Below are 23,830 nucleotides of genomic sequence, written 5' to 3'. Positions count from 1 at the left end.
GATGACTTCTGCAAAACGACTCTGGTTGGTTATCGGCCCGGTCATTGCAGCCTTTGTAATCTTAGTGGCGTTACTGCTTTCACCAATTAACTTTGCCAGTAACTCAAAAAAGACAGAGCAGAAGGCGGCAGTGTCACTTGCACCGCAAGTGTTTAAGGGCCAGCAGATCAAAAAACAGGCACTCGAAGGTGAGTACGTTCCGTTTTTTGGTTCCAGTGAATTAGCGCGGATGGATCCGTTGCATCCGTCTGTGCTAGCAGCAAAATATGACCGTAATTACCGGCCGTTTCTTTTAGGGGCAGCGGGGACGCAATCATTGACTCAGTATTATTCAATGCAAACCATTGCGACACAAATGCAGCATAAAAAGGCGGTTTTCATTGTTTCACCTCAGTGGTTCGTTCCAAAGGGTGCCCGTAAAGATGCTTTTGGTTTTTATTATTCCAAGCTTCAAACGGTTGACTGGCTTCAGCAGACCCAAGATAGTGAAATGGATCGCTACGCTGCTAAACGGCTCCTCGAAATGCCATCTGGACATTCTGATCACGCAATTGCACGGATGCTCAGAAAGACGGCTAAGGGGCAGTCATTATCAAACTATGATCGGCTCCAGTTGTCCATTCAAGCGTTGATCCTGACGCATGAAGACCAACTGTTTTCAAATTATGGTTTGGGCCGGCACTTGGTTAAAATTGATGACGGGATGAAACAGTTGCCGAAGTCAGACAGCTACCAAGCACTGGATAAAACGGCCGCTAAACTGGGTAAGGCACACACCACCAGTAATAACCTTGAAATCAGTAACACGTTCTACAACAAGCGGTTACGGGGTAATATGGCCCATTTGAAGGGGGCACAACGGAATTTAGATTACCGGAAGTCACCTGAGTATAGTGATTTCGAATTGGTTTTGAACCAGTTTGCGAAAACACATACCGATGTGCTGTTCATTTTGCCACCAATTAACCAGCGATGGGCCAATTACACTGACTTAAACCAGACGATGATTGATCAAACGAACAATAAGATCAAACACCAGCTGGCAAGCCAAGGGTTTAACAATGTGTTAGATTTAAGCCATGATGGCGGGCAACCGTACTTCATGGAAGACACCATCCACCTCGGGTGGCGTGGCTGGGTTGCCGTTGATAAGGGTGTTCGTCCGTTCTTATCAACAAAGACAGGGACGACGGATTATCACATCGATGACCGTTACTACTCTACAGACTGGCAACAGTTAGCCCCAACGCAACAAAATCTCACAACGTTTAAATAAGGTCGGTCAAGGCCATCAAAAAACGCCTGTCGTCTCAAAATCAATTGAGACGGCAGGCGTTTTTTGATGTTATGCATGTTAGTCACACTTAATTATGATTCAACGGTGGGTTCATTGGGCTCAGTAACCGTTAACGTTGGGACATTAGCAGCGACATCACCAACGATGGCGTGTGGATCCGTTTGAATGAGCAAGGTGACGTGATCTTTGTGAACTTCGTCAACGGTGCCTTCGGTTGCGGCCCCAGTGATCAGCTCGATTTGTTGGGCTAAAAAACCGGCCTCAAGGTCAAAGCTGGCCTTCGGAAAAGCGGCTAATCGCTGGGCAACCGGCGCACCACTTAACTCAAAGTGTTGCTGATGGCGACTGTCATGTGTCAACGTCAGGGTCCCAAAGTTGAGTTGGGCAAAGAGTGGTGTGATGGCATCGCGATCTGCTAACGGATTATTGCGGGCAACCTGGCGGCCGATCCAATACAGAATGGTCAGCTGATCGTCACCCAGGATAGTGGGTAACACCTCATCGCGGATGAAGCCCGCACCGAGTGCAGAAACCGCTGATTGTGTAAGTAATTTGTTGTAGGTTGCTTGATCCATGATTATCTCCCCAATTGCCTTAATTTTACTCATTATAGCGTGGTCCTGAGAAAGTTTCATCTGAGAATCATCATGTTTCACCGAACTTTAATCGCTGATGCTTGAAAAGTCCGGTGGAAAGCGTCATGCTAAAGGTTCAATTAATCATGAAACAGAGGGACAGAGACATGGTAGAAATTGATCGGTCACGGTTACGACCGGAATTACCCATTGGGTTTATGGATTCTGGTGTCGGCGGTTTAACGGTCGTTAAAGAAACGTTACGCCAGCTGCCAAACGAAACGATCCGCTTCATTGGCGACCAGGCCCGGCTTCCTTATGGACCGCGGCCCGCAGAGCAGGTGCGTGAGTTCACCTGGGAAATGGTGCGGTTTCTTGAGGCCCAACCAGTCAAGATGTTGGTGATTGCTTGCAACACGGCAACAGCAGCCGCATTACCAGACTTACAAGCGCAGTTAACGATTCCCATTATCGGTGTTATTAAACCCGGTGCAAAGGCCGCCATTCGAACGACAAAGAATGGGCACATTGGGGTCATTGCAACGGAGGGAACCGTCAAAAATGACGCGTATGCAAAAACCATTCATGAGCAAGTACACGAGATGACGGTCACGAGTTTAGCGTGTCCGAAGTTCGTGTCACTCGTTGAAAGTAATGAATACACGGGCCCACTGGCCAAACAGATTGTTACCCAAACCCTCCAACCGTTGACGCAAACGGACATTGATACACTGGTTTTAGGGTGTACCCACTACCCGCTGTTGGCCCCCATCATTCAAAACGTGATGGGCGAACGGGTTACGCTGATTGACCCGGGCACCGAGACGGCTGATGAAATTAAGGCGTTGCTGGATATTTACCACATGGCGGCGCCAACAAAATTGGCACCAGATCGTTACTTTACCACTGGCTCGCCGGACATGTTTAAGACCATTGCCACCCAGTGGTTGGGCTTAGCCGGAATGACCGTTAATCAAGCAGTCATTGATTGATATTTTTACTGAAAATGGGCATTATTAGTGATGTAGATAAATAAACTTCTTGGAGGCGCACCATGGCAGACGCAATTGTAATCGCAACCAACAACGCAGGTAAGGCTGCGGAATATAAAGAACGAATGGCACCACTAAACATTAAGGTGTTAACGTTAGCAGATTTCCCAGATGTTAAGGTTCCAGAAGAAAATGGGACTTCCTTTGCAGAAAATGCCCAAATCAAGGCGGATGCATTGGCAAAGCTGGTGGAACTTCCCATTATTGCAGATGATTCAGGTCTTCAAGTAGATGCTTTGAATGGGCAACCAGGTATTCACTCAGCCCGTTATGCGGGCGATCATGATGACGCAGCGAACAATGCTAAGTTGCTGGCTGCCATGGATAACGTCCCAGATGCTGAACGAACGGCTAACTTTCACACGACCATTGTTGCTGTGAAGCCCAACGGAAAGCGCCTGGTTGTTAGTGGTGACGTTTCGGGCCTGATTTTGCGTGAACCACATGGCACAGATGGCTTTGGTTATGACCCATTATTTTATGTGGCCGAGAAGAAAAAGACGTTTGCTGAATTAACAACGGCAGAAAAAAATGAGGTGAGTCACCGTGGCCGGGCGATTGCCTCACTGATGGAACAATTCCCAACCTGGTGGCGTGAAGATTAATGCGATTACTGGTGGTGAGTGATAGTCATGGCGACCGCGAAATTTTAGTGCGGCTTCAACAGCAGTTTGCCGGAACTATCGACGGTTGGTTTCATTGTGGGGATTCTGAATTGGCTGCTGATGATGTGTTATGGCAGACCATGCACGTCGTTGGTGGCAACATGGATGTTGACCCTGCGTTTTTAGATCAGGAATTAGTCACTATTGGTGATCAGCGCGTCTTTTTAACGCATGGGCACCTGTACCACATCAAACGCGATCTAACGGCCCTTGCATTGGCTGCTCGGCAAGAACAGGCCACACTTGTTTGCTTTGGCCATTCACATGAACTGGGCGTCGTTGAAAACGCGGGGACTCTTTTCCTGAACCCTGGGAGCATTAGCCAGCCACGGGGTCAGTATGCTGATCTAGGGGGGACGTTTGCACTGGTAGATGTGCTGCCAACCCACACAGAGGTCCGTTTTTGCACACGCGATGGCCAAGTGGTTCCAGCACTAACGGTGACGTTTCCCCGAGAGGACACGAAATGACAACGAAAACATTTACGTTTGATGAAGAACTAACGGTAAATCGCTTGGGCTATGGAACCATGCAGTTACCCGGACCAGGTGTGTGGGGGCCAAGTGCTGACCCTGCAAACGCCGTCGCCGTGATGGATGCCGTGTTGAATAGTGATGTCAATTTCATTGATACAGCGGATGCTTACGGTCCGTTCTTTGCAAATGACTATCTAAAGCAAGCGTTATCCACATATCAAGGGCACCACAAGATGATTGCCACAAAGGTTGGCTTTACCCGACAGGGGCCGAACGAGTGGACACCGCTCGGTCAACCGGCCTATTTACGGCAACAGGTTGAATTAAACCTATTTTCACTAGGGGTGGACCAATTAGATCTCATTCAGTTGCACCGCATCGATAAAACGGTGCCGCTGGCTGATCAACTGGGCGTTTTGGCGGATATGAAGCGTGAGGGCAAGGTGAAACACATTGGCCTCAGTCAGGTAAGCGTCGCGGAACTAGAAGCGGCGCAGGCCGTCACCTCGATTGCGTCCGTTCAGAATCGCTATAACCTGACGGATCGAAGTGACGAGGACGTTTTGAATTACGCAGAAGCCCACCACATGGCGTTTATTCCGTGGTATCCGCTGGCGACGGGGACGTTAACGGCCGCTGATGGTCCCTTGCTTTCAATTGCTCAAGCGCACCGAGCAACCCCAGCACAAATTGCACTGGCGTGGTTGCTTCAGCGCTCTGACGTTATTTTACCGATTCCCGGAACGGCTAACATTCAACACTTCTTTAGTAACGCGGCCGCTGCTAGCATTACACTAACAGACGAAGAAATGACCACGTTAGCGAGGGGACGTTCGGCTCAGTAACGGTGGTGCTGATCCAGGTGGCATTTATTGTTTAACTGATTACTAAATGGAAACGGTTTTATCCAGCGATCGTTTTATGGTATCCTGAACTCAAGTACATCAGGTTTTTATTTCATACTGGAGGCAATTTTATGACACTTGGCGGAATTGCAGGCATCATCGCTGCCGTAGCATTTTTATTATTGGTGGGAATCATTTGGATTTTCTTACTACGGCTGACGAAAACGTTTGGTGAAATTAACAAGAGCATGGTCGTGATTACGAGCGACCTTGACGTGTTGTCCAAGCAAATGGAAGACATCATGGGGAACGCCAATGAATTATTGGATGACGTTAACCACAAGGTCGCAACCATTGACCCAGTTTTTCAGGCAGCGGCAGATCTTGGTGAAAGTGTATCTGACTTAAACGCAGCAACCCACCGGTTAACAAACCGGGTGACAGACACAGGGAAAAATGCTGGTAAAGTTGGGATGGCTGCGCGGGCAGCAAGCTCAGCATTTAAGATGTACAATAATCATCAAGAAAAGAAACGTCAACGAACGACGGATGACTAGAAAGAAGGAGAATGAAGATGGCTAAAGGATTTTGGATTGGTGCGTTATTAGGTGGTGCGGCCGCATACGCAGCTTACCGTGCGTTAACGGAAGAACAACGGGATGCATTACGCGACACAGCGGATACGGAATACCATAAGCTTCGTGACCGCGCGATTGATTACGCGTTTTACGCAGCAGACGCCATTGATGACGCGAAGGATTCATTCCAGGACTATTCAGAATCAGCATCTGATTCTGCCCGTGACTTCGCTTCAACAGTGGGGGAACGGAGTGCTTCTTTACGTGGTCGATTACACCAAAAGCAAGAAGATTTCGACGACGAGACAGCGTCATTACGTGAGGAATTAAACGGCGTCGATCTTGACGATGACGACGATGATATTGTCATTAATGTGGATGACATGGTCACCGCACCAGAAGACGATTCAAAGGCTTCAGATAAAGCGGCTGATGACAGTTCAGCACCAACTGATGAAACACCGGCTGACGACAAGTCTGCCAAGTAACTCAATGATGGCAGCATCAAAAAAACGTCCGTGACGATGTCACAGACGTTTTTTTGTTAGTCAATATCTTGATCAGGCTGACGTTTAGCCGTTTTAGCGGCCTGATTAGTGGCGTCCTTTTCAGGGAAGAAGTGGAACATTAGTTTGTTAAAGTAATCGGAGGCGTACCCGATGACGAAAATGCCCAAGAACATGGCGGTAAACAGTTCAATGGCAAACAGTGGCCAGTTGTGAACGGCAACGTTTGTAATGATCAGCATTGTCGTTCCCCATGCAATTAACCATGCAGGCACGAGGGTGAAGGGCATGATGGTTCCTTGAAGGAACAATACAACGAACGTAAGCACACCAAACATAATTGAGGAACCAAGCAGACCGGATGTCACCGGGACGTGGAGAAGCGCAAACGCAATGAGCCCCCAGAAGATTCCTAATGCAAAGCTCAGTAAGATGTTCCACACCTTGTTTTTTGGAAAGCCGGCGCCAAAGAAGTAGGAGACCGCTACAAAGGCTGCAGCGCCCATCCAGAGTGAGAAGCCGGTCATGATGAGGCTGTAGATGATTGTGAAGAATCCCACCCCAAGTGAATCAAACCAGACTTTTTTTGTAATTTTCATGATGACTAACCCCTTTATTTAATGAACCCTTTATCAGCAAACACATAGTCCATAGGTTAAATGATTGGGTGAATTCGCGCAAGGGCTTTACGTAAAACGTTTTAGCTAAACTAAAATTAGGTACATAAAAAACCACCGCAGAAATTAATTTCCGTGGTGGTCGCTTACTTTTTAATGATTAGGTGAGGGTAGCGTTAACCCACGTACGTTAAATCTTTGCTGGTGTGGGTAAATGGTGCACAGCCATCAGCAGTAATGTGAACACAGTCTTCGATCCGAACACCAGCAACGTTTGGAATGTAGATCCCGGGTTCAATGGAGAAGCACATGCCTTCCTTTAGAACCATATCATTACCTTCCATGATACTTGGGAATTCGTGTTCAGATTGCCCCATCCCATGGCCGAGCCGGTGAATGAAGTATTCGCCGTAGCCGGCCTTGGTGATGATGTCACGAGCAACCTTATCAAGGTCAGCTGCCGTGATGCCAGGGCGGGCAGCATCCATTGCGGCCAGCTGCGCTTCTAAACAGACTTTGTAAATGTCAGCTTGTTTATCAGTCAGGGTCCCAACGGCAACGGTCCGAGAGGCATCAGAGATGTAACCATCATGAACGGTCCCTAAATCAAACAGCACCAATTCATTATTTTGAATCTTGAGGTCACTGGTTGCACCATGAGGTTCGGCAGCATGAGCGCCAGCTTGAATCAATGTTTCAAAGCTCATGTTCATGACACCACGCTTCATTAAGGCATATTGCAATTCTGCGGCGACCCGTTGTTCAGGTACGCCAGCAGCAACGGCCTTGAAGCCGATTTCAAACGCATAGTCGGCTTCGGCACCGGCGGCGTTTAAGAGGTCAATTTCATGTGGTGTCTTGATGACCCGTAATGAAGCAAGGTAATCCGTTGCGTCTGTTTCAAATAGCGCATTCGGGAACTGTTCGTGCATGGCGTTGAAGCGGTCAATCGTTAGGTTGCCCATTTCAATGGCCCACTTTTTCGGGTTCGCCACGCGGTTTTTGATTTGGTCCGCAATCATTGCAAAGGCGTTTTCATGATCAAGATACCCGTAAGCGCCATAAGGCCACCCAGTGTCCTTAACGGCCTCGACCTCTAGTGCCGGACAAAATAGGAACGGATCTTGATCTGGAAATACAAAGAGGGCAAGAACACGTTCAATGGGATCGGAACCGAACCCGGTCAAGTATTGAATGGTTTGGAAATTGCTAAAGTACGCAACGTCCACGCCCTGGTTGGCCACCCATTGTTGAACTTGTGCTAATTGTGTGTAATCTGCCATAACATCGCCTCATTTTCAATTATTGTGAAACTCAAACATCTAAATCATTCAATGTTGTCCCTAGTATAGCACAATGGCGTCGCATGGCTTGCACCCGGCAGTTGTTTGATTTATATTTGGAGTAAGCGGTTTCATGATTGCTTTCATGTATCTGCTTTGTTATATTAGTTAAGCTATGAAAATAAATGAAAACAAATTAAATCAAGAATGAAAGGGTGTAACAATGGATAAGCAAACTGTAACAATCTATGATGTTGCTCGTGAAGCAGCTGTTTCAATGGCCACCGTTTCGCGTGTCGTGAATGGTAACCCAAACGTGAAGCCAGCAACACGGCAAAAAGTGCTGGATGTAATTGATCAATTGGACTACCGGCCAAATGCCGTTGCCCGTGGATTAGCCTCCAAAAAGACGACAACAATCGGGGTTATCATTCCTGATTTAACAAACTCGTACTTTTCTGAACTGGCACGGGGAATCGATGACGTTGCCTTGATGTACAAGTACAACATCATTTTGGCTTCTTCTGATGAAAATCATGATAAAGAACTACAAGTGATCGATAACCTGATGGCGAAGCAAGTGGACGGCATCATTTACATGGGGAACCAGATTAGTGATGACCTACGAGCTGCCTTTAAGCGGTCCAATGCACCAATCGTGTTGGCTGGATCAGTGGATCCTGAGCACCAAGCCCCATCCGTCAACATTGATTACGTTGCTGCCGTAACACAGGCCGTGACAAAATTAATTGACCGGGGCAACAAGCGCATCGCCTTTGTCACTGGTTCAATGGATGATAGCATCAACCGGGATTACCGGTTGAAGGGGTACAAGCAGGCCCTAAGCGGCGCACGCATCAACTATGATGAAGGCCTTGTATTCCAAACGGACTATTCATACAAAGCTGGGTTTGGGTTGGCAAAAGCGTTGCAAGATGTTAACGCCACGGCAGCCTTTGTGGGTGACGATGAACTGGCCGCAGGGGTCTTAAACGGATTGACAGACGCCGGGATTCGGGTTCCGGAAGACTTTGAAATTATTACCAGTAACGATACCCGCTTTACGGAAATCACGCGTCCGCGGATGAGTTCCATTACGCAACCACTGTATGATATTGGTGCGGTGTCCATGCGGTTATTAACAAAGTTAATGAATGGTGAAGACATTGGCGAACGGACTGTTGTTCTGCCATACGGCTTAAAAAAGCGGAATTCGACAAAGTAATTTTTAACGAACAAAAACGAGTTTGAAAATGGTAAGTTATTTTCAAACTCGTTTTTTTGATGCCACGAAATTTATGAAAATGGTAGTACCGCGATGATTGCTAAAATGCTGCTATGATAGCCGTTCGTCATAACGGTGTGTGGGTAATCACGCATTCGTTTATAAACGTCTTTTAGATTTGTCACAATGATCAATGAATGACTGATTATTAGGCGACAATCGATGAAAGCGATTGAACTCACGCCGTTCCAGTGGTATATTATTATTCGGTGTTTTATACACACATTAAACCAACTAATAAAGGAGTTGCCGATTATGTCAGGACATTCAAAATGGCATAACATCCAAGGGCGGAAGAATGCTCAGGATGCTAAGCGTGGAAAAATTTTCCAAAAAATCTCACGTGACTTATACCAAGCCGCAAAAGCTGGTGGTGCCGACCCTGATGGCAACGCTCAATTACGGTTAGTCATGGATAAAGCTAAGGCTGCTAACATGCCAAAGGACGTTGTTAAACGTGCGTTGGATAAAGCAACTGGTGCTGGTGGTCAAAAGTTCGAAGAAATCACTTACGAGGGTTACGGCCCTGGTGGGACTGCTGTGATGGTTGCTACGTTGACGGATAACAAAAACCGGACGGCTTCAGCAATTCGGTCCGCTTTCACTCACCATGGTGGTGCCTTAGGTGCTTCAGGTTCAGTGGCTTACATGTTTAACCGTCGCGGGTTCATTGTCATTTTACGTGATGGGATTGACGCTGACGAAGACACCATGTTAATGAGTGCTCTGGATGCTGGTGCTGACGACATGACAACCACTGAAGACGCATTTGAAATTTACACGGATCCAAGTCAACTGGCTGCTGTCCGTGACGCGTTGCAAGAACAAGGCTTTGCTTTAGACACTGCAGAAATCACAATGATTCCTGAAAACGTGACGGCGGTTCCTGCCGATAAGGCTAAGCAATACATTAACTTAATTGATGAATTAAACGATAACGATGATGTTTCGGATGTTTACGAAGCAGCTGAAGTAACAGAAGTTGCTGAAGACTAGTTATCGTAACGATGAAAGACGTTGACTCAAGTGAGTCAGCGTCTTTTTTTACGTTGACCGTCAAATTTTTTGAAATGATGACGAATAAATGGCGGGTGCTTGCGTATGTTGTCGGTATAGAGGGGAGTGAGGAAGAGATGCAACCTGCTGAACGATTAATCAAGGTGTTGCTCTGGGCCATGGCAAAGACAGCCAACGATATCTATCTGTTTCCAAAGGTAACGGGTTACGAAATTATTATTCACACGGTTGCAGGGGTCGAAAAGTTAATGAACCTATCGGCCAGTCAGGCTGAACAGCTAATGGCATACGTTAAGTATCAAGCGAACATGTCAATTAGTGATCACAGGCGACCGCAATTGGGGGCGTTATCCATGACGGTAGCAAAGCAAACCGTGCACTTGCGGTTATCGACAGTTGGGGATTTTCAGGATCATGAATCAATGGTGATTCGGATTATTTATCCACTGGAAGCAGTGACACAAACCGTGCGTCAAGGGCCTCAGTGGGCGGCACTTAGTCGTTTGGCACAACAACGGGGGTTGTTTATTCTCAGTGGACCAACGGGTTCCGGGAAAACGACGACCATTTACCAACTAGCTCGGCAGTTGGCCGATCAGGCCGTTGTGTTAACGATTGAGGACCCAGTTGAGATTAGTGAGCCACGATTCATTCAGCTTCAGGTCAATAAGCCCGCCGGAATGGACTATGAATCCCTGCTAAAACTCGCACTCCGTCACCGCCCGGATGTGTTTGTGATCGGCGAAATTCGTGATGAACAAACGGCAAAAATCGCGGTTCAAGCGGCACTTAGTGGACACGTCGTCCTTTCAACGGTTCACGCGCAAAGTGCGCACGGTGTGTTACCACGGTTGCATCAACTCGGCATTTCTTCAGCAGACTTGCAACAAGTCATTACGGGGGTCTGTTACCAACGTTTGTTACCAGGAACGACTCATCCGGTGGTGCTATACGACTGGTTGGAGCCCACCGATTTATTTAATGACATGACCCAAGAACGTTCACTCACTCAGCAAATGACCTGGAGGTGGCATGATGCGCTCAGCAAGGCAATTAGTGATGGAAAAGTGGCAGCGACCGTGGCGACGGCGTACAGAGCCGGCTAAGATAAAACCGTTACGCGCCGCACCGGCCGCACAGTTTTTCAGTTTGATGGCAGATGTGTTAGCGGTTGGGTTTTCGCTTCGTGAGGGCCTTAATTTTGCGCGAATCATGTTGCCGCGCCAACGGGTGACGATTACGGCCATCCAGGCGTCGCTTTCGACGGGAATGACGTTTTCAAATGCAGTGCAACCATTTGTGGACGTTGACTGTTACTACCAGCTGAAAATTGCGGAGGAAAATGGGGCGCTGGGCCTAGTTTTAACAAACTTGGGGAATTTCTTAGCGCTCAAACATCGGCAACAACAAAAAGTTAGGGCCGTCCTCCGGTATCCATTAGCGATTTTAGGGTTGTTGCTGTTGTTAATGCTTGCAGTCAAACAGGTGTTGGCCCCAGAGTTACGCGAGCTAGTGCCACACCGGCCGTCGTTAACGGGCCCCTGGTCACTTGTTTGGGTAGGTGGTGGTTGTTTGATGATGACTATTATCCTTATTGGCATTTGGCGCTTGTGGCGGCACCCACGCTTAGAGCGGGTCGTCGTTGGCTGTCACTGTCCGATTCTTGGCGGCTTGTTGAGGTTGTATTGGCACTATTATCTGGCACTTAATCTGGGCTTGCTACTTGCAAGTGGGTTGCAATCGCATGACGTACTTCGCTTACTCAAAACGTATCAGCCACGCTCTGTGTTACGGCAGTTAGCGGATGAACTTGATGTTCATTTGAAAAAGGGGGCGACCATCGCGCAATTCGTCGATCGGTACGCATTTTTGCCGACAACGTTTACCATGTTTTTCAGCAAGGGGTTAACAACCCAACAGCTTGCTAAGGATCTTCGGGCGGACGCCCAACTGACGTATCAACGGTTGTTTACGCGGATTGAAAGCCTCATTGGCTTGGTTCAACCACTTTTGTTTGGGGTGATTGGCGCAGGGATCATTGGCCTTTACCTGAGTCTGCTGTTACCGATGTATCAGGCGATTGGAGGATTATCATGACGCGACGGACGCCAGCAAAACCGGGGCAACGCACCGGCTTTACGCTAATCGAGATGGCAGTGGTGTTGTTCATTATTTCGTTATTGATTTTGATTATTTTGCCAAACATTACGGCAGCGCGTAAAAACGCTACGAAAACCCACCAGGATGCCTTAACCCAGGTGGTGCAGACCCAGGTCGATTTATACCAGAATGATCACGGAACTCAGGCGGTGACGTTTGATGAATTAGCGGCGGATAAATACTTAACGGGCAAACAGATTGATAAGGCAAAGGATGCCGGTATTGAGATCACGGATAATGTTGCGACCAAAAAGTAGAGCGGGGTTTACGCTGATCGAAATGGTGGTGGTGTTAGCTGTGACTACATTAATGATACTATGGGGCACCCAGGCGTTTGCCCAAACGCGGCAGATTCAAACGGAACGGCAATTTTTAACAACAACGGTGGCGCTCATTGAACAGGGGCGGGCTCATGCGGCGCAATCAAATTTCTTGGTGAAGGTGAGCTTTACGGATGCAGGTGTTGTTTATCAAGAATTTGAGTCCCATCACACGGTCCGGTTGGCGATGCCAAAAAGTTTACGGTTGCCTCATGGTGGGCGGATCAACCTGATGGCACAGGCCATGACAGCGCCAAAAGACATTGCCTTTGTCACAACACGCGGCGTTAGTTACCACATCAAACCACAATTAGGCTGGGGGGTTGTTCATGTTACGGAGGAAAAAATGTGAGCGGTCAGGATTTGTTTTAATGGAAGCTATTCTTGCGTTAACACTTGCAAGTGGGACCTGTCTCTTTGTTGCGGAGACAAACCAGTCGATGAGTGCCCGGTTAACGATTGAACGGGGACACGTGCACCAGGCACAGCAGGATTACGAAGCAAGTTGTCGTGCTTTAGGGGCCATGGTTGATGGGCGTGACTAGGCCGCGGGCAAGTTTCACCTTAGTTGAAACAGTCTGGGCACTGATGATCGGGTTAATGATCCTTTTTACCATTGGCCTTGTGGTGCAACAACTGCGCCGCCAATTAGAGCCACGGTTACTTAACCAAACGCAATTAGATAATGCGATGATTCATTTGAGTGATGACCGCCAACACATGCGTTATGTCAACGGTACGGCGACCGCAATCCAACTTACTGGGGTTACAGCCACGGCGGTTAAGCCAAGCCAGTACTGGGTTCGTTTAACGCGCCATCAGCTAGTGCTGACGACGAGTCAGGGCGGTTACATGCCCTTAGTTGAGCGTGTTTCAACGGTTCATTTTTCCTATAGTGCCCATTGTTTGACGCTCACGGTGACATGGTTAAATCAGCAAACGGCTCGGCGGATGGTGTGGCTACCAACGGCTGAGCCGGGAGGTGCCACATGATCCATCGGAGGGGCTTCATGTTACCCACAACAATTTTTCTGTTGCTATTAGTGACCGGAATTATGTTAGGTCATGTTGCGGCAAACGAGGCTGGGGTTCGGGCGTTACGAAGTGAGCGGGACTACTGGCAAATTCAAACAATCACAAAACAAACGGCAATCGAACATCTTAAAAATCCGATGAAAAGCCAGTTTACATTTCAAACCGGGGAAGCAACGTTAAATGGTTCACAAATTTCCATTCATTTACGGTCTGGTCAAACCGCGTCGCGCCACGTTTGGGAGCGTAATCAACGGTTGAAATAAGTGCGTCGAATCGGTATCCTTAATAAGGACACCGGTTTTTATGACGATGTAAACTAAGAGTAAACGATCAAAGAGGTGAAGTGGGCTGGCACAAGAAGACGTACAGGCGCTCTACGAGACGCTTAATCAAGCAATTTCACTATTACAAGAACAGCTCGAGACAAGTTATTTGGATGCGTTCATCGAAGTTGGTGATGACCTGATCGATGGCGGAACGGTTCGCATCGAAGAAGGCCGTCCAACGGCTGAGGCGGCGGCAACATTGCGTGATTTATACGCAAAGATTTCACTTGATCAGTTAACGCCAGAGGAGATTCGGCAGGCGCTTCAACTCGTTTTGTTGAAGGACGTTGAAACAGACGCTATTGACGCAAATCATCAATTGACGCCAGACGCGATTGGCTTTTTGGTTGCCTATTTAGCCAGTCGGTTACTCCCACAACAAGCCTTAACGGTGCTTGATCTCGCGGTGGGAACTGGGAACTTATTGACGACGGTGATGAACCAGTTAATGACGGATTCAGCAGTGACGATTCACGGTTTTGGTGTGGATAATGATGATTCAATGTTGGCCGCGGCCAACATTGATGGCGCCCTTCAACGCCATGATCTGGAACTGTTTCATCAGGATGCGTTGGATCCATTGATGATGCCAGCTGTGGATCTTGTGGTCAGTGACTTACCAGTTGGGTATTATCCGTTGGATGAACACGTAAAGGCGTTTGAAACAGCCGCCAAAACGGGCCACTCATACGTTCATCACTTGTTACTTGAACAGGCCGTGCACCAGTTGAAACCTGGTGGCTGGGGAATCTTCCTGGTTCCAAGTGACCTCTTCACATCGAGTGAGGCAAAGGGGCTGGTCGCGTGGATTCAAGAACACGCTCATTTACAAGGGTTATTAAACTTGCCAGGTGAGTTGTTTATGAATAAGTCTGCGCAAAAGGCAATTTTACTGTTACAAAAGAAGGGTGGCACGGCTAAACAAGCTGGGCAAGTCCTTCTGGGTGAATTTCCATCATTTAAGCAACCAGATGCAGTTCAACAATTCATGCAACAAATTGATGCATGGGTCGTTGCAAATGGTTAACGTTAATTATTGAGATCAGACAGACAACTAAAGGAGTGTAAACATGGCAAAGACAATCGCAGTTAACGCAGGGAGTTCCACATTAAAGTTCCAATTATTCGATATGCCGGCTGAAACGGTTATCGCAAAGGGGCTTGTTGACCGGATCGGGTTGGCAGAAGGTTCCTTCACCATTTCTTACGGCGATGGTGAACACTTTAAGCTGGAACAACCATTCAAGGATCACAAAGTAGCCATTAGTGTTTTACTTAAAGAATTGATTGATTTGAAGATCATCGATAGCTTTGACGAGATTACCGGTGTTGGGCACCGGGTGGTTGCTGGTGGTGAATTCTTCAAGGATTCTGTGGTCATTGATGACGATGTGTTAGCTAAGATTGACTCATTGGCTGAATATGCACCATTGCACAACCCAGCGAATGCAACGGGGATCCGGGCATTCCGGGAAGTGTTGCCTGATGCAACGGCGGTTGCTGTGTTTGACACATCGTTCCATGCAACAATGCCTGAAGAAAACTACCTGTACTCCATTCCTTACGAATATTACGAAAAGTATGGTGCCCGGCGTTACGGTGCCCACGGAACGAGTCACCGGTATGTTTCCGCGCGCGCTGCTGAAATGCTTGGCAAACCATTAGCTGACCTGAAGGTAATTACGCTGCACTTGGGTGCTGGTGCTTCATTAGCTGCCATTCAAAATGGGCACTCAATTGATACTTCAATGGGCTTTACACCACTGGCTGGGATCACAATGGCTACCCGTTCCGGTGACATTGACCCATCGTTAGTGACGTTCCTTCAACAAAAGTTGGGGCTGACGAATCCAGAGGCCATGATTGATATCTTGAACAAAAAGTCTGGGTTACTCGGGATTTCTGGGATTTCTGGTGATATGCGTGATCTGGAAAACAGTGACGAACACCGGGCAGAATTAGCCATGAAGATTTTTGTTAACCGGATCGTGAAATACGTGGGGTCATACATTGCTGAAATGGGCGGTGTGGATGCCATGGTCTTCACGGCCGGAATTGGTGAAAATGCGAAGGAAATGCGTGAAGCAATTGCCGACGCCTTTGGCTACATGGGGGTCAAAATTGACGCAGAACGAAACGATGTTCGTGGTAAAGAGACCATCATTTCAGCTGATGATTCATCTGTAAAGGTTCTGTTAGTGCCAACGGATGAAGAATTAATGATTGCCCGTGACGTTGAACGGTTAAAAAAATAAATTGATGACGTGTTAAAAGCGGGGTAACCACAGTGGTTACCCCGCTTTTTTTATGGTTGATTTGTCTAAGGTGAATTTCTTTCACCTTAGACGTGAAATGGTTTCGTTTGTTCAACGTTAACTTGCCCCGTATACTAGAATCAATTAAACGGACGAAATAATAACGGTGGGAAGAAAGAAGCGATCAGGATGAAAGAAACACAAGAAAATGAGCAGGAATTATCACGGGCGTTAAAGAGTCGACACGTTCAGCTAATTGCTATTGGTGGTACGATTGGGACCGGGCTGTTTTTAGGTGCTGGTCAATCAATCCACCTGGCTGGTCCCGCAATCTTACTGGTATACATGCTAACCGGGTTGATGTGTTTCTTGTTGATGCGCTCACTGGGGGAACTGCTGATGTCAGATTTGACGCAGCACTCATTCATTGATTTCATTAAACGGTACCTTGGTGAACGGACCAGCTTTGTAGTGGGCTGGACGTACTGGATCTCGTGGATCACCATTGCCATGGCCGAAATCACGGCCGCTGGGCTGTACGTCCGCTTTTGGTTCCCGACGATCCCCCAGTGGATTCCAGGGTTTATCATCTTAGTGCTCCTGTTATTGCTAAACTTAATTACGGTCAAAGCGTTTGGTGAGGCAGAATTTTGGTTTGCAATTATTAAAATTGTGGCAATCATTGCCCTAATTGTGGTTGGGGTCGTGATGGTGCTGCTTGCCGTCAAGACACCAGCTGGTCACGCTTCATTTGGAAACCTGGTTCGGGACGGTGGGTTCTTTGCAAAGGGTGCGAAGGGGTTCATGCTGTCGTTTCAAATGGTGGTCTTTGCGTTTGTCGGCATTGAAATGGTTGGGATGACCGCGTCAGAGACAGCAGATCCACGGCACGTGATTCCAAAGGCCATTAATGAAATTCCAATGCGGATCATTTTATTCTATGTTGGCTCACTGTTAGTGATCATGAGTATTTATCCATGGTCAGCGGTATCGCCAGATAGCAGTCCGTTTGTGCAAGTGTTTGAAAACGTGGGCATCAAGGCGGCGGCCGGAATCATTAACTTTGTGGTTCTGACAGCGGCGGCATCAGCTTGTAACAGTTCACTGTTTACGACCGGGCGGATGCTGTATTCCTTGACGTACGGTGGGAAAAGCCACTTCGCTAAACGGATGAGTCGGTTATCGAAGCACCAAGTGCCAGCCAACGCACTCCGGTTTTCAACGGCTATTATCGCAGTGGCGGTTGTGTTGAACTACCTCTTTCCAGCTGGGGTGTTCACGTTTATTTCAAGCATTGCGACCACGTGTTTCTTACTCATTTGGGGATTGATCGCGGTAGCGCACTTGCGGTACCGGCGTCAATTAAAGGCAAAGCAATTACCACTTGGTGACTTTGCGGCGCCATTCATGCCGTGGTCTGACTACTTCGTGATCGCATTCTTGGTTTTTGTTGCGGTGGTGATGACCATGAAGCTTGAAACGTTGATTGCACTTCTTGGTGCGGTGGCGTGGTTCATTGCATTATTTGTTATTAAAACAATAACGACTAACCGAGCAGCACAACAGGTTGGTGAGATTAATCAAGATTAAGTAAAAGCGGTGATGGGCAATGGCCTGTCACCGCTTTTACATTGGGGTGCGCCGTCACCGTGAAGATTAATGATTGTGGTACAATAAGGAAACGAATCAACGGGAGGTCGAACAGGTGCGTTACTTTACGTCGGATACACATTTTTTTCATGAACAGTTATTGGGCTATAACGAGTTTGCGCCCCGACCGTTTTTAACGGTTGACGACATGAACGAAACCATCATTGAACATTGGAACGTGGTGGTAACGGATGCCGATACGGTGTACCACCTTGGCGACATTGCAATGTACTTCACGCGACCGGCTAGTCTTTCTATGGCCGCGGTGAATGACATCTTGCACCGGTTGCATGGGCACCTGGTTCTTATCAAGGGAAACCATGACAACCGCGCGCTGTTTAAGTACCTAGCAGCTCATAACGAGTTGATGGCAGATGGGGAACCGAAGTTTAGTTTTCAGGATGTCGGTGTGTACTTGAAGTATGATCACCGGCAGTATTATTTAACCCACTACCCGTTTTCATTAGGAATCGTTGGCAATGTGATCAATCTTCATGGGCACATCCATCATTACGCGATGCCAGCTAAGGAAAACATTAACGTGGGTGTGGATACGCCTGAGGTGGCCTATCTTGACCACACGGTTCCGTTTGGTCAACCGCTTTCATTTGCTGAAATTGAACAAATGATCACGGGTAAGGCCGTTGATTTTCAAAAACGTCATTAATTAAGAACGCTTAAAAAGGGGAGTGTGATTCACATCGATCGCGAACACATTCAGCAGTTAGCACAGGAAGCAGCTGAAAAACGGGCGGCCGTTTTTACCGTCGTCCGGGAAAATGAAGAACAATTTTTTATTAACGGTCATCCATATGAACTGGTGACCAACTTTCACGACGCCTTTGATGTCCATAAATTTGCTGAGCGGTACAGTACCGTGCTCAGTAAGTATGATTTCATTGTGGGTGACTGGGGCTTTGACCAACTACGGTTGAAGGGCTTTTATGTTGCCGATAAGGAAAACGTTCCGGTTAGCCAGACGGTGACAGGAATTCAAGATTATCTGTACGAATACTGTAATTTTGGTTGTGCCTACTTTGTTCTGCATAACTTGGATGTTGAAATTGAGCAACAAGATCGGCCACAAAAAGCTGAGCATAAACGGTCACGGCGCCGCCGCAATGGGCGTCATGGCGCGGCCAATGAACAGACACAGCGGCCTAAGGCTGAGGCGAAAGCACCACGAACGTCAACACAATCAAAGACAACTGGTAATAAAAAGGCGGCACCGAAGCAAAAGGCCGCCCAGTCTCAGCGAGCAAAAGGCCAGGAACAACCTGAGAAACATCAGTTTAAGACGCGCCAAAAGAGTCGGGGTGCCAATGGTAGTCGTGGTGGTCGGAAGCAACAGGCCCATGTGGAAGAACGGGTCGTAACAAAGGCGCTCACACCGACGGCCGGGACGGGGCAACAAGCAACGTCCTCAAATAACCGGAAACCAGGGCGGCGGCACTTTACGATTCGCCAAAAAGGTGACCACGCGAACAAATCAGCAAAGCCGCAGGAGAGTAAGAACTAATGAGCACGTATTCAGGGTACTTTATTGACCTCGATGGCACCATTTATCAAGGCACAACAGCAATACCAACGGCGCAAACGTTTATGAGCCGGTTAATTGAAAGTGGGCGTCCCTACCTCTTTGTGACGAATAATTCCACCAGAAGTCCCGAAGCGGTCGCGGAAAACTTGCGACGCAATCATCACATTGAGACGACGGCTGCGCATGTGTATACGACGGCAATGGCGACAGCTGACTACCTGGTGCGCAAAGCAGACGATCAGGCGTTGACTGCTTATGTGATTGGCGAACAGGGGTTGCGTGACGCGCTGACGAGTCGCGGGTTTACACTGGTGGCGACGGCTGCCGAACAGCCCACGTTTGTTGTTGTGGGGTTAGACCGCGATGTCACCTATGAAAAGTTTGTGCAGGCGGTTTTGGCCATTCAGAACGGGGCCACGTTTATCGGGACGAATTTGGACACAAACATTCCCAATCAGCGGGGGATGTTACCAGGCGCTGGTGCGGTGGTGGACTTTGTTCGGTATGCGACGGATGTCACCCCAATTACGATTGGCAAGCCGTCAACGATCATCATGAATGAAGCGTTAGCACGGATTGGACTTTCAAAAGAGGCCGTCCTCATGATTGGTGATAATTTGCGGACTGACATCCAGGCGGCTAATAACGCCGGGATGGATTCGCTGCTCACGTTGACCGGATTGTCCACGGTGGCACAGATCAAAACGTTTCAAATTGAGCCGACCCACATTGTTAACGACCTAACGGAGTGGCAACTGTGAGCCAGGTGTGTCAGCGATTAGGACATTGTTTTCGCTACTTATGTGGCTGGCTGTTCATTTTGACTAGTGCAATTACACTGACGGTTCACGCGGTGTGGGTGTACCGCGTCACATTAAGCAATACGGATGTTTTGCAACAGGTGGGATTGACACGGGCACAAATGATGCATAACTACATGCAACTCCTGCACTACCTTAACTGGCCGTGGGTGACCCAACTAAGACTCCCGAACTTTGTGGATTCCGTAGGGGCCCTTAAACACTTTGCAGATGTAAAGCAGTTACTCTTGCTAAACAATCTGGTGTGCTTGGTAACACTGCCCATCGTAGGGTGGGGGCTGTGGCGGCTATGGCATGAGGAGCGGCTATGGCAATTGTTGTTACCCATGCAGATTGCGTTACCCATTCCACCCGTTGTTGCGGCGTTAATGGCCGTTAATTTCGACCAATTTTTTATTACGTTTCATCATCTCTTGTTTCGAAATAACGATTGGTTGTTTGATCCACGCTATGATCCGATCATTAATGCACTACCAGAGACGTTCTTTCTCGCCTGTTTTGCACTATTCTTTGTCTTACTAGAAGGCTGGCTTATTGCTGGCTATCTGGTTAGTCGGCGGAGCTTGCGATAATCAAAAAAGACCGGTCATGGTCGTTTAGTGAATAACCACTAGACGACCATGACCGGTCTTTTCTGTTAATAATTAAGCGCGGTTCATTTTACCGCGGATGTAACCGACGACAGCAGGAATTAATGAAATAACGATAATTCCCAAAACGACGGCTGAAAAGTGCGCCTTTACAAACGGGATGTTACCGAAGAAGAAGCCCCCGGCAGAACATAAAGCCACCCACGCGACACAACCGGTTAGTGAGAACCGAATGAAACGACGGTAAGGCATGTTACTACCGCCAGCGACAAACGGTGCAAACGTCCGAATGATCGGCATAAACCGGGCCAGGATAATCGCCATGGCACCGTGCGCATTAAAGAAGGCTTCGGAGCGTTCTAACGACTCCTTTTTGATGAGCTTCCCGAAAATCGAGTGGTTCGAGAGGGCGTGACCAATGCGCTGTCCAATGAAGAAGTTGAGTGAATCACCAGAGATACAGGCAATGAGGAACAAAATCACGAATGTCCAAATGTTCAAATGGTAAACAGGGTTGGCAGCGAGGGCGCTGGCTGCAAAGAGCAGTGAATCTCCCGGTAAGAAGGGGAGAATAACGGCACCAGTTTCCACGAAGATAATGGCAAAGAGGATGAGGTACGTCCAGTTACCAAACGTATTAACAATGGAAACAAGGTGCGCGTCAATGTGTAAGACAAAATCAATGAGGGTCGACATGAGCAATCCTTTCACAACTAAAATTTTAAATGATCAACCATTATGGCTTGTCATAATGCGACAATGGGCCTACTATATCAGAAAAACGGTGGCGGCAAAACTAGTGAGCTTAGTTTCATAAGAAAATTAAGGAAATTGCAACTTAGAATTCTTACCTTAACACCAATTTGTAATCGTTAATTGCATGTGGCGGTGACGTTGTTTACAATGAAAAAGAAATTATTAAAAACGCTTCGGATGATTCCGTGGCTGACGATATGAATCCAAACTAATATAGGTGAATGGAAGGCGGACAATAATATGTATCCACAACTTGAACTCGAGGCAGCAAAAGGCCCACAAGTAACACTGCACACAACGATGGGGGATGTTACCGTTCAATTATTTGATGAACAGGCCCCTAAGACCGTTGCAAACTTCGTTGGGTTAGCAAAGAACGGTTATTACGATGGTGTGAGTTTTCACCGTGTCATTAGTGACTTTATGATTCAGGGTGGCGATCCTACTGGAACGGGTGCTGGTGGTGAAAGTATCTATGGTCAATCATTTGAAGACGAATTTTCTGATCAACTGTTTAACTTCCGTGGCGCATTGTCCATGGCAAATGCCGGCCCTAACACAAATGGAAGTCAGTTCTTCATTGTTCAAGCAAAACGGGTGCCAGCTGACATGCTGCAACAATTAAGCGGAATGGGTGTTGATGACGCTGTTGTTAACCAGTATAAGCAAGGGGGCACACCATGGCTTGATGGCCACCACACGGTCTTTGGTCAGGTGATCAAAGGAATGGACGTTGTGGATGCAATGGGGGCCGTTTCAACAAATTATGAAGACCGTCCAGATGTGCCCATTCTCATTAACAGTGTTTCAGTTAGCGACTAGTTAAGGAGACCGGTGAGATGGAGTATCGAATTGGTCAGATTGTTAAAGGCACGGTAACGGGGATTCAACCGTACGGTGCCTTTGTTAATCTGGATGAAGATCATCAGGGACTGATTCACATTTCTGAAATGCACGTGGGGTTTGTTAGTGATATGCGGGCATTTCTAAAGGTGGGGGAGTCCGTGACGGTAAAAGTACTGGATATTGATGAATATTCAGGGAAAATTAGTTTGTCCATTCGTTGTTTAGAGGAGGACGCCCAGGAACGAACCCCTGGGATCAATCCGCGGCAACAACATAAACGGTACTGGACAACACGTCACGTTCGAACTGGCTTTACGCCAATTGAAGAACAAATGCCCGCGTGGTTAGCAGAGGCGCGGCAGCGGTTTTTAACGATACGGTAGAAGAGGAGCTCGTGTAAGTTATGAAGCAAGTAGCCGGAACAATTTTAACGATTGAAGATAATGTGCCAAGTTTTTTGGTCACAAAGGGTGATAAAGAACAGATGTATGGGTTCTTTTCAACTGGTGTTGAAGAAGGAAAGACGGCGTTAGCCAGTATTTTGGATCAATTAAAGGGCCAACTAGATTTAGATTTAGAGGGGCTGCGATTAAGCGAGCTGACATCTTGCCAAATTGGCACGGATAATGTGTCGCTTTTTGTGTTCGATCACTTACTGGTGGATGAAGCACTGCAAAAGCGTGCAGAAGCCCATCAAATGGCGTTTGTGCAGGGTAATGAACTGCATGAATTGTTCACGGATGTGAAATTTGATTCAGCACCATTGCTAGATTAAACCGTTATTTTGAACTTTTTTGCAAAATAGGGTTGACCAGTTTAGCTGGAATTGATATAGTATTACTCGTTGCTAACGCAGAAGCGTTGCGGCGGGGTTTTGAATCAATTGGTTATCAAAAAAAGTTAAAACTTTTCCTTGACGACATTGAAACAAAATGATATAGTTAAATAGTTGTCTTGAGGCAACGAGTTAGATCTTTGAAAACTGAACAACGTTTCGACGAATCAAATGTGTAGGGTCTTTGAACGAAAGTTCAAAACAATACAATTGTGAAGTCAATTCACTTTATAACCAAGTAACAAAAACAAGAGTTAGTTCAAATAACTCATTAATTTGAGAGTTTGATCCTGGCTCAGGATGAACGCTGGCGGCGTGCCTAATACATGCAAGTCGAACGCATCTTCGTTTTTGATTGACGGTGCTTGCACTTGATTGATAAAACATTGAGATGAGTGGCGAACGGGTGAGTAACACGTGGGTAACCTGCCCTAAAGTGGGGGATAACATTTGGAAACAGATGCTAATACCGCATAACAACGAGAACCGCATGGTTTTCG

At 47.4% G+C, this 23,830-nt stretch carries 30 protein-coding genes and 1 rRNA gene; 27 read left to right on the top strand and 4 right to left on the bottom strand.

All coding sequences use genetic code 11. From position 1 onward, the window contains the following. Nucleotide 1: 1 nt before the first annotated feature. Nucleotides 2-1,276, top strand: coding sequence for a D-alanyl-lipoteichoic acid biosynthesis protein DltD (dltD, locus tag ACRYI5_RS03635; RefSeq protein WP_407879730.1), 1,275 nt, complete (start codon nt 2-4; stop codon nt 1,274-1,276). Between the two features lie 92 nt (nt 1,277-1,368). Here the strand turns inward: dltD and ACRYI5_RS03630 are convergent, their stop codons facing one another. Next, nucleotides 1,369-1,905, bottom strand: coding sequence for a DUF2507 domain-containing protein (locus tag ACRYI5_RS03630; RefSeq protein ID WP_448224330.1), 537 nt, complete (start codon nt 1,903-1,905; stop codon nt 1,369-1,371). A 134-nt stretch (nt 1,906-2,039) separates the two neighbouring features. Here ACRYI5_RS03630 and racE point away from each other — a divergent pair, with 134 nt between their 5' ends. The 6 genes from racE (at nt 2,040) to ACRYI5_RS03600 (ending at nt 5,976) form a co-directional block, all read left to right on the top strand. Beyond that, entirely contained in the window at nt 2,040-2,864 is an 825-nt protein-coding gene (racE, locus tag ACRYI5_RS03625) for a glutamate racemase (RefSeq protein ID WP_448224329.1), read from the top strand. A gap of 62 nt (nt 2,865-2,926) precedes the next feature. After that, nucleotides 2,927-3,529 carry an XTP/dITP diphosphatase gene (locus ACRYI5_RS03620; protein ID WP_407879727.1) on the top strand — a complete coding sequence of 201 codons (603 nt, stop codon included), beginning with the start codon at nt 2,927-2,929 and terminating at the stop codon, nt 3,527-3,529. Continuing rightward, nucleotides 3,529-4,059, top strand: a complete 531-nt coding sequence (locus ACRYI5_RS03615) for a YfcE family phosphodiesterase (RefSeq protein ID WP_407879725.1) — start codon at nt 3,529-3,531, stop codon at nt 4,057-4,059. Before ACRYI5_RS03620 ends, ACRYI5_RS03615 begins: the two co-directional genes overlap by 1 nt. After that, nucleotides 4,056-4,910 (top strand): aldo/keto reductase, encoded by an 855-nt coding sequence (locus ACRYI5_RS03610; RefSeq protein WP_448224328.1) that lies wholly within the window; start codon nt 4,056-4,058, stop codon nt 4,908-4,910. The genes ACRYI5_RS03615 and ACRYI5_RS03610 overlap by 4 nt, the downstream gene beginning before the upstream one ends. Before the next feature lie 131 nt (nt 4,911-5,041). After that, nucleotides 5,042-5,467: a DUF948 domain-containing protein gene (locus ACRYI5_RS03605; RefSeq protein ID WP_448224327.1), complete on the top strand. Its 426-nt coding sequence runs from the start codon at nt 5,042-5,044 to the stop codon at nt 5,465-5,467. A 17-nt stretch (nt 5,468-5,484) separates the two neighbouring features. Further along, nucleotides 5,485-5,976, top strand: a complete 492-nt coding sequence (locus ACRYI5_RS03600; protein ID WP_448224326.1) for a hypothetical protein — start codon at nt 5,485-5,487, stop codon at nt 5,974-5,976. 56 nt (nt 5,977-6,032) lie between these two features. Here ACRYI5_RS03600 and ACRYI5_RS03595 read toward each other — a convergent pair whose 3' ends face one another. Continuing rightward, complete coding sequence (locus ACRYI5_RS03595; RefSeq protein WP_407879720.1) at nt 6,033-6,593, bottom strand: DUF1097 domain-containing protein; 561 nt, start codon at nt 6,591-6,593, stop codon at nt 6,033-6,035. A gap of 194 nt (nt 6,594-6,787) precedes the next feature. Further along, the gene (locus tag ACRYI5_RS03590) at nt 6,788-7,894 is read right to left on the bottom strand and encodes a M24 family metallopeptidase (protein ID WP_448224325.1); all 1,107 of its coding nucleotides are present in this window, start codon (nt 7,892-7,894) and stop codon (nt 6,788-6,790) included. Between the two features lie 223 nt (nt 7,895-8,117). Here ACRYI5_RS03590 and ccpA point away from each other — a divergent pair, with 223 nt between their 5' ends. The 16 genes from ccpA (at nt 8,118) to ACRYI5_RS03510 (ending at nt 20,875) form a co-directional block, all read left to right on the top strand. After that, entirely contained in the window at nt 8,118-9,119 is a 1,002-nt protein-coding gene (ccpA, locus tag ACRYI5_RS03585; protein WP_448224324.1) for a catabolite control protein A, read from the top strand. A 315-nt stretch (nt 9,120-9,434) separates the two neighbouring features. Next, nucleotides 9,435-10,175, top strand: a complete 741-nt coding sequence (locus ACRYI5_RS03580) for a YebC/PmpR family DNA-binding transcriptional regulator (protein WP_407879716.1) — start codon at nt 9,435-9,437, stop codon at nt 10,173-10,175. Between the two features lie 74 nt (nt 10,176-10,249). Beyond that, nucleotides 10,250-11,302 (top strand): competence type IV pilus ATPase ComGA, encoded by a 1,053-nt coding sequence (gene comGA, locus ACRYI5_RS03575; protein ID WP_448224323.1) that lies wholly within the window; start codon nt 10,250-10,252, stop codon nt 11,300-11,302. Then, the gene (locus ACRYI5_RS03570; RefSeq protein WP_448224322.1) at nt 11,232-12,293 is read left to right on the top strand and encodes a type II secretion system F family protein; all 1,062 of its coding nucleotides are present in this window, start codon (nt 11,232-11,234) and stop codon (nt 12,291-12,293) included. The genes comGA and ACRYI5_RS03570 overlap by 71 nt, the downstream gene beginning before the upstream one ends. Then, the gene (gene comGC / locus ACRYI5_RS03565) at nt 12,290-12,613 is read left to right on the top strand and encodes a competence type IV pilus major pilin ComGC (protein ID WP_448224321.1); all 324 of its coding nucleotides are present in this window, start codon (nt 12,290-12,292) and stop codon (nt 12,611-12,613) included. Before ACRYI5_RS03570 ends, comGC begins: the two co-directional genes overlap by 4 nt. Further along, entirely contained in the window at nt 12,594-13,028 is a 435-nt protein-coding gene (locus ACRYI5_RS03560; RefSeq protein ID WP_448224320.1) for a pilus assembly FimT family protein, read from the top strand. Before comGC ends, ACRYI5_RS03560 begins: the two co-directional genes overlap by 20 nt. 19 nt (nt 13,029-13,047) lie before the next feature. Further along, on the top strand, nt 13,048-13,221 hold the full coding sequence (locus ACRYI5_RS03555; RefSeq protein WP_448224319.1) for a hypothetical protein: 174 nt from the start codon (nt 13,048-13,050) through the stop codon (nt 13,219-13,221). Then, nucleotides 13,208-13,669 (top strand): competence type IV pilus minor pilin ComGF, encoded by a 462-nt coding sequence (locus ACRYI5_RS03550; RefSeq protein WP_448224318.1) that lies wholly within the window; start codon nt 13,208-13,210, stop codon nt 13,667-13,669. The genes ACRYI5_RS03555 and ACRYI5_RS03550 overlap by 14 nt, the downstream gene beginning before the upstream one ends. Before the next feature lie 17 nt (nt 13,670-13,686). Then, nucleotides 13,687-13,974, top strand: coding sequence for a hypothetical protein (locus ACRYI5_RS03545; RefSeq protein ID WP_448224317.1), 288 nt, complete (start codon nt 13,687-13,689; stop codon nt 13,972-13,974). An 85-nt stretch (nt 13,975-14,059) separates the two neighbouring features. After that, nucleotides 14,060-15,064, top strand: a complete 1,005-nt coding sequence (locus tag ACRYI5_RS03540; RefSeq protein WP_448224551.1) for a class I SAM-dependent methyltransferase — start codon at nt 14,060-14,062, stop codon at nt 15,062-15,064. A gap of 43 nt (nt 15,065-15,107) precedes the next feature. Beyond that, the gene (locus ACRYI5_RS03535) at nt 15,108-16,292 is read left to right on the top strand and encodes an acetate/propionate family kinase (RefSeq protein ID WP_407879707.1); all 1,185 of its coding nucleotides are present in this window, start codon (nt 15,108-15,110) and stop codon (nt 16,290-16,292) included. Between the two features lie 189 nt (nt 16,293-16,481). Beyond that, nucleotides 16,482-17,882 carry an amino acid permease gene (locus ACRYI5_RS03530; RefSeq protein ID WP_448224316.1) on the top strand — a complete coding sequence of 467 codons (1,401 nt, stop codon included), beginning with the start codon at nt 16,482-16,484 and terminating at the stop codon, nt 17,880-17,882. A gap of 115 nt (nt 17,883-17,997) precedes the next feature. Further along, on the top strand, nt 17,998-18,609 hold the full coding sequence (locus ACRYI5_RS03525) for a metallophosphatase (RefSeq protein ID WP_448224315.1): 612 nt from the start codon (nt 17,998-18,000) through the stop codon (nt 18,607-18,609). 24 nt (nt 18,610-18,633) lie between these two features. Next, complete coding sequence (locus ACRYI5_RS03520; protein ID WP_448224314.1) at nt 18,634-19,461, top strand: YutD family protein; 828 nt, start codon at nt 18,634-18,636, stop codon at nt 19,459-19,461. Further along, nucleotides 19,461-20,243, top strand: coding sequence for a TIGR01457 family HAD-type hydrolase (locus ACRYI5_RS03515; RefSeq protein WP_448224313.1), 783 nt, complete (start codon nt 19,461-19,463; stop codon nt 20,241-20,243). The genes ACRYI5_RS03520 and ACRYI5_RS03515 overlap by 1 nt, the downstream gene beginning before the upstream one ends. Then, on the top strand, nt 20,240-20,875 hold the full coding sequence (locus tag ACRYI5_RS03510; protein WP_448224312.1) for a TIGR01906 family membrane protein: 636 nt from the start codon (nt 20,240-20,242) through the stop codon (nt 20,873-20,875). The genes ACRYI5_RS03515 and ACRYI5_RS03510 overlap by 4 nt, the downstream gene beginning before the upstream one ends. 72 nt (nt 20,876-20,947) lie before the next feature. Here the strand turns inward: ACRYI5_RS03510 and ACRYI5_RS03505 are convergent, their stop codons facing one another. After that, complete coding sequence (locus ACRYI5_RS03505; protein WP_448224311.1) at nt 20,948-21,589, bottom strand: VTT domain-containing protein; 642 nt, start codon at nt 21,587-21,589, stop codon at nt 20,948-20,950. A gap of 300 nt (nt 21,590-21,889) precedes the next feature. On the opposite strand from ACRYI5_RS03505, the gene ACRYI5_RS03500 reads away from it, so the two are divergent. The 4 genes from ACRYI5_RS03500 to ACRYI5_RS03485 all read left to right on the top strand — a co-directional run. After that, nucleotides 21,890-22,471: a peptidylprolyl isomerase gene (locus ACRYI5_RS03500; protein WP_407879697.1), complete on the top strand. Its 582-nt coding sequence runs from the start codon at nt 21,890-21,892 to the stop codon at nt 22,469-22,471. 17 nt (nt 22,472-22,488) lie between these two features. Continuing rightward, nucleotides 22,489-22,878 (top strand): CvfD/Ygs/GSP13 family RNA-binding post-transcriptional regulator, encoded by a 390-nt coding sequence (locus tag ACRYI5_RS03495; RefSeq protein ID WP_407879695.1) that lies wholly within the window; start codon nt 22,489-22,491, stop codon nt 22,876-22,878. Between the two features lie 20 nt (nt 22,879-22,898). Beyond that, on the top strand, nt 22,899-23,270 hold the full coding sequence (locus ACRYI5_RS03490) for a hypothetical protein (RefSeq protein ID WP_448224310.1): 372 nt from the start codon (nt 22,899-22,901) through the stop codon (nt 23,268-23,270). Nucleotides 23,271-23,602: 332 nt separating this feature from the next. After that, a 16S ribosomal RNA gene (locus ACRYI5_RS03485) occupies nt 23,603-23,830 on the top strand; the annotation flags it as partial.

It is taken from the genome of Furfurilactobacillus sp. WILCCON 0119, from assembly GCF_053471565.1.
This window is presented reverse-complemented; position numbering and strand designations above follow the sequence as displayed.

Excerpts from the sequence above, each read along its gene's own strand:
- ACRYI5_RS03560 (WP_448224320.1), top strand. The coding sequence starts at position 12,594 with ATGTTGCGACCAAAAAGTAGAGCGGGGTTTACGCTGATCGAAATGGTG.
- racE (WP_448224329.1), top strand. The coding sequence starts at position 2,040 with ATGGTAGAAATTGATCGGTCACGGTTACGACCGGAATTACCCATTGGG.
- ACRYI5_RS03630 (WP_448224330.1), bottom strand. The coding sequence starts at position 1,905 with ATGAGTAAAATTAAGGCAATTGGGGAGATAATCATGGATCAAGCAACC.
- ACRYI5_RS03620 (WP_407879727.1), top strand. The coding sequence starts at position 2,927 with ATGGCAGACGCAATTGTAATCGCAACCAACAACGCAGGTAAGGCTGCG.
- ACRYI5_RS03490 (WP_448224310.1), top strand. The coding sequence starts at position 22,899 with ATGAAGCAAGTAGCCGGAACAATTTTAACGATTGAAGATAATGTGCCA.
- ACRYI5_RS03580 (WP_407879716.1), top strand. The coding sequence starts at position 9,435 with ATGTCAGGACATTCAAAATGGCATAACATCCAAGGGCGGAAGAATGCT.
- ACRYI5_RS03615 (WP_407879725.1), top strand. The coding sequence starts at position 3,529 with ATGCGATTACTGGTGGTGAGTGATAGTCATGGCGACCGCGAAATTTTA.
- ACRYI5_RS03515 (WP_448224313.1), top strand. The coding sequence starts at position 19,461 with ATGAGCACGTATTCAGGGTACTTTATTGACCTCGATGGCACCATTTAT.
- comGA (WP_448224323.1), top strand. The coding sequence starts at position 10,250 with ATGATGACGAATAAATGGCGGGTGCTTGCGTATGTTGTCGGTATAGAG.
- ACRYI5_RS03500 (WP_407879697.1), top strand. The coding sequence starts at position 21,890 with ATGTATCCACAACTTGAACTCGAGGCAGCAAAAGGCCCACAAGTAACA.
- ACRYI5_RS03555 (WP_448224319.1), top strand. The coding sequence starts at position 13,048 with ATGGAAGCTATTCTTGCGTTAACACTTGCAAGTGGGACCTGTCTCTTT.
- ACRYI5_RS03530 (WP_448224316.1), top strand. The coding sequence starts at position 16,482 with ATGAAAGAAACACAAGAAAATGAGCAGGAATTATCACGGGCGTTAAAG.
- ACRYI5_RS03505 (WP_448224311.1), bottom strand. The coding sequence starts at position 21,589 with ATGTCGACCCTCATTGATTTTGTCTTACACATTGACGCGCACCTTGTT.
- comGC (WP_448224321.1), top strand. The coding sequence starts at position 12,290 with ATGACGCGACGGACGCCAGCAAAACCGGGGCAACGCACCGGCTTTACG.
- ACRYI5_RS03600 (WP_448224326.1), top strand. The coding sequence starts at position 5,485 with ATGGCTAAAGGATTTTGGATTGGTGCGTTATTAGGTGGTGCGGCCGCA.
- dltD (WP_407879730.1), top strand. The coding sequence starts at position 2 with ATGACTTCTGCAAAACGACTCTGGTTGGTTATCGGCCCGGTCATTGCA.
- ACRYI5_RS03495 (WP_407879695.1), top strand. The coding sequence starts at position 22,489 with ATGGAGTATCGAATTGGTCAGATTGTTAAAGGCACGGTAACGGGGATT.
- ACRYI5_RS03550 (WP_448224318.1), top strand. The coding sequence starts at position 13,208 with ATGGGCGTGACTAGGCCGCGGGCAAGTTTCACCTTAGTTGAAACAGTC.
- ACRYI5_RS03535 (WP_407879707.1), top strand. The coding sequence starts at position 15,108 with ATGGCAAAGACAATCGCAGTTAACGCAGGGAGTTCCACATTAAAGTTC.
- ACRYI5_RS03595 (WP_407879720.1), bottom strand. The coding sequence starts at position 6,593 with ATGAAAATTACAAAAAAAGTCTGGTTTGATTCACTTGGGGTGGGATTC.
- ccpA (WP_448224324.1), top strand. The coding sequence starts at position 8,118 with ATGGATAAGCAAACTGTAACAATCTATGATGTTGCTCGTGAAGCAGCT.
- ACRYI5_RS03605 (WP_448224327.1), top strand. The coding sequence starts at position 5,042 with ATGACACTTGGCGGAATTGCAGGCATCATCGCTGCCGTAGCATTTTTA.
- ACRYI5_RS03610 (WP_448224328.1), top strand. The coding sequence starts at position 4,056 with ATGACAACGAAAACATTTACGTTTGATGAAGAACTAACGGTAAATCGC.
- ACRYI5_RS03545 (WP_448224317.1), top strand. The coding sequence starts at position 13,687 with ATGTTACCCACAACAATTTTTCTGTTGCTATTAGTGACCGGAATTATG.
- ACRYI5_RS03570 (WP_448224322.1), top strand. The coding sequence starts at position 11,232 with ATGCGCTCAGCAAGGCAATTAGTGATGGAAAAGTGGCAGCGACCGTGG.
- ACRYI5_RS03590 (WP_448224325.1), bottom strand. The coding sequence starts at position 7,894 with ATGGCAGATTACACACAATTAGCACAAGTTCAACAATGGGTGGCCAAC.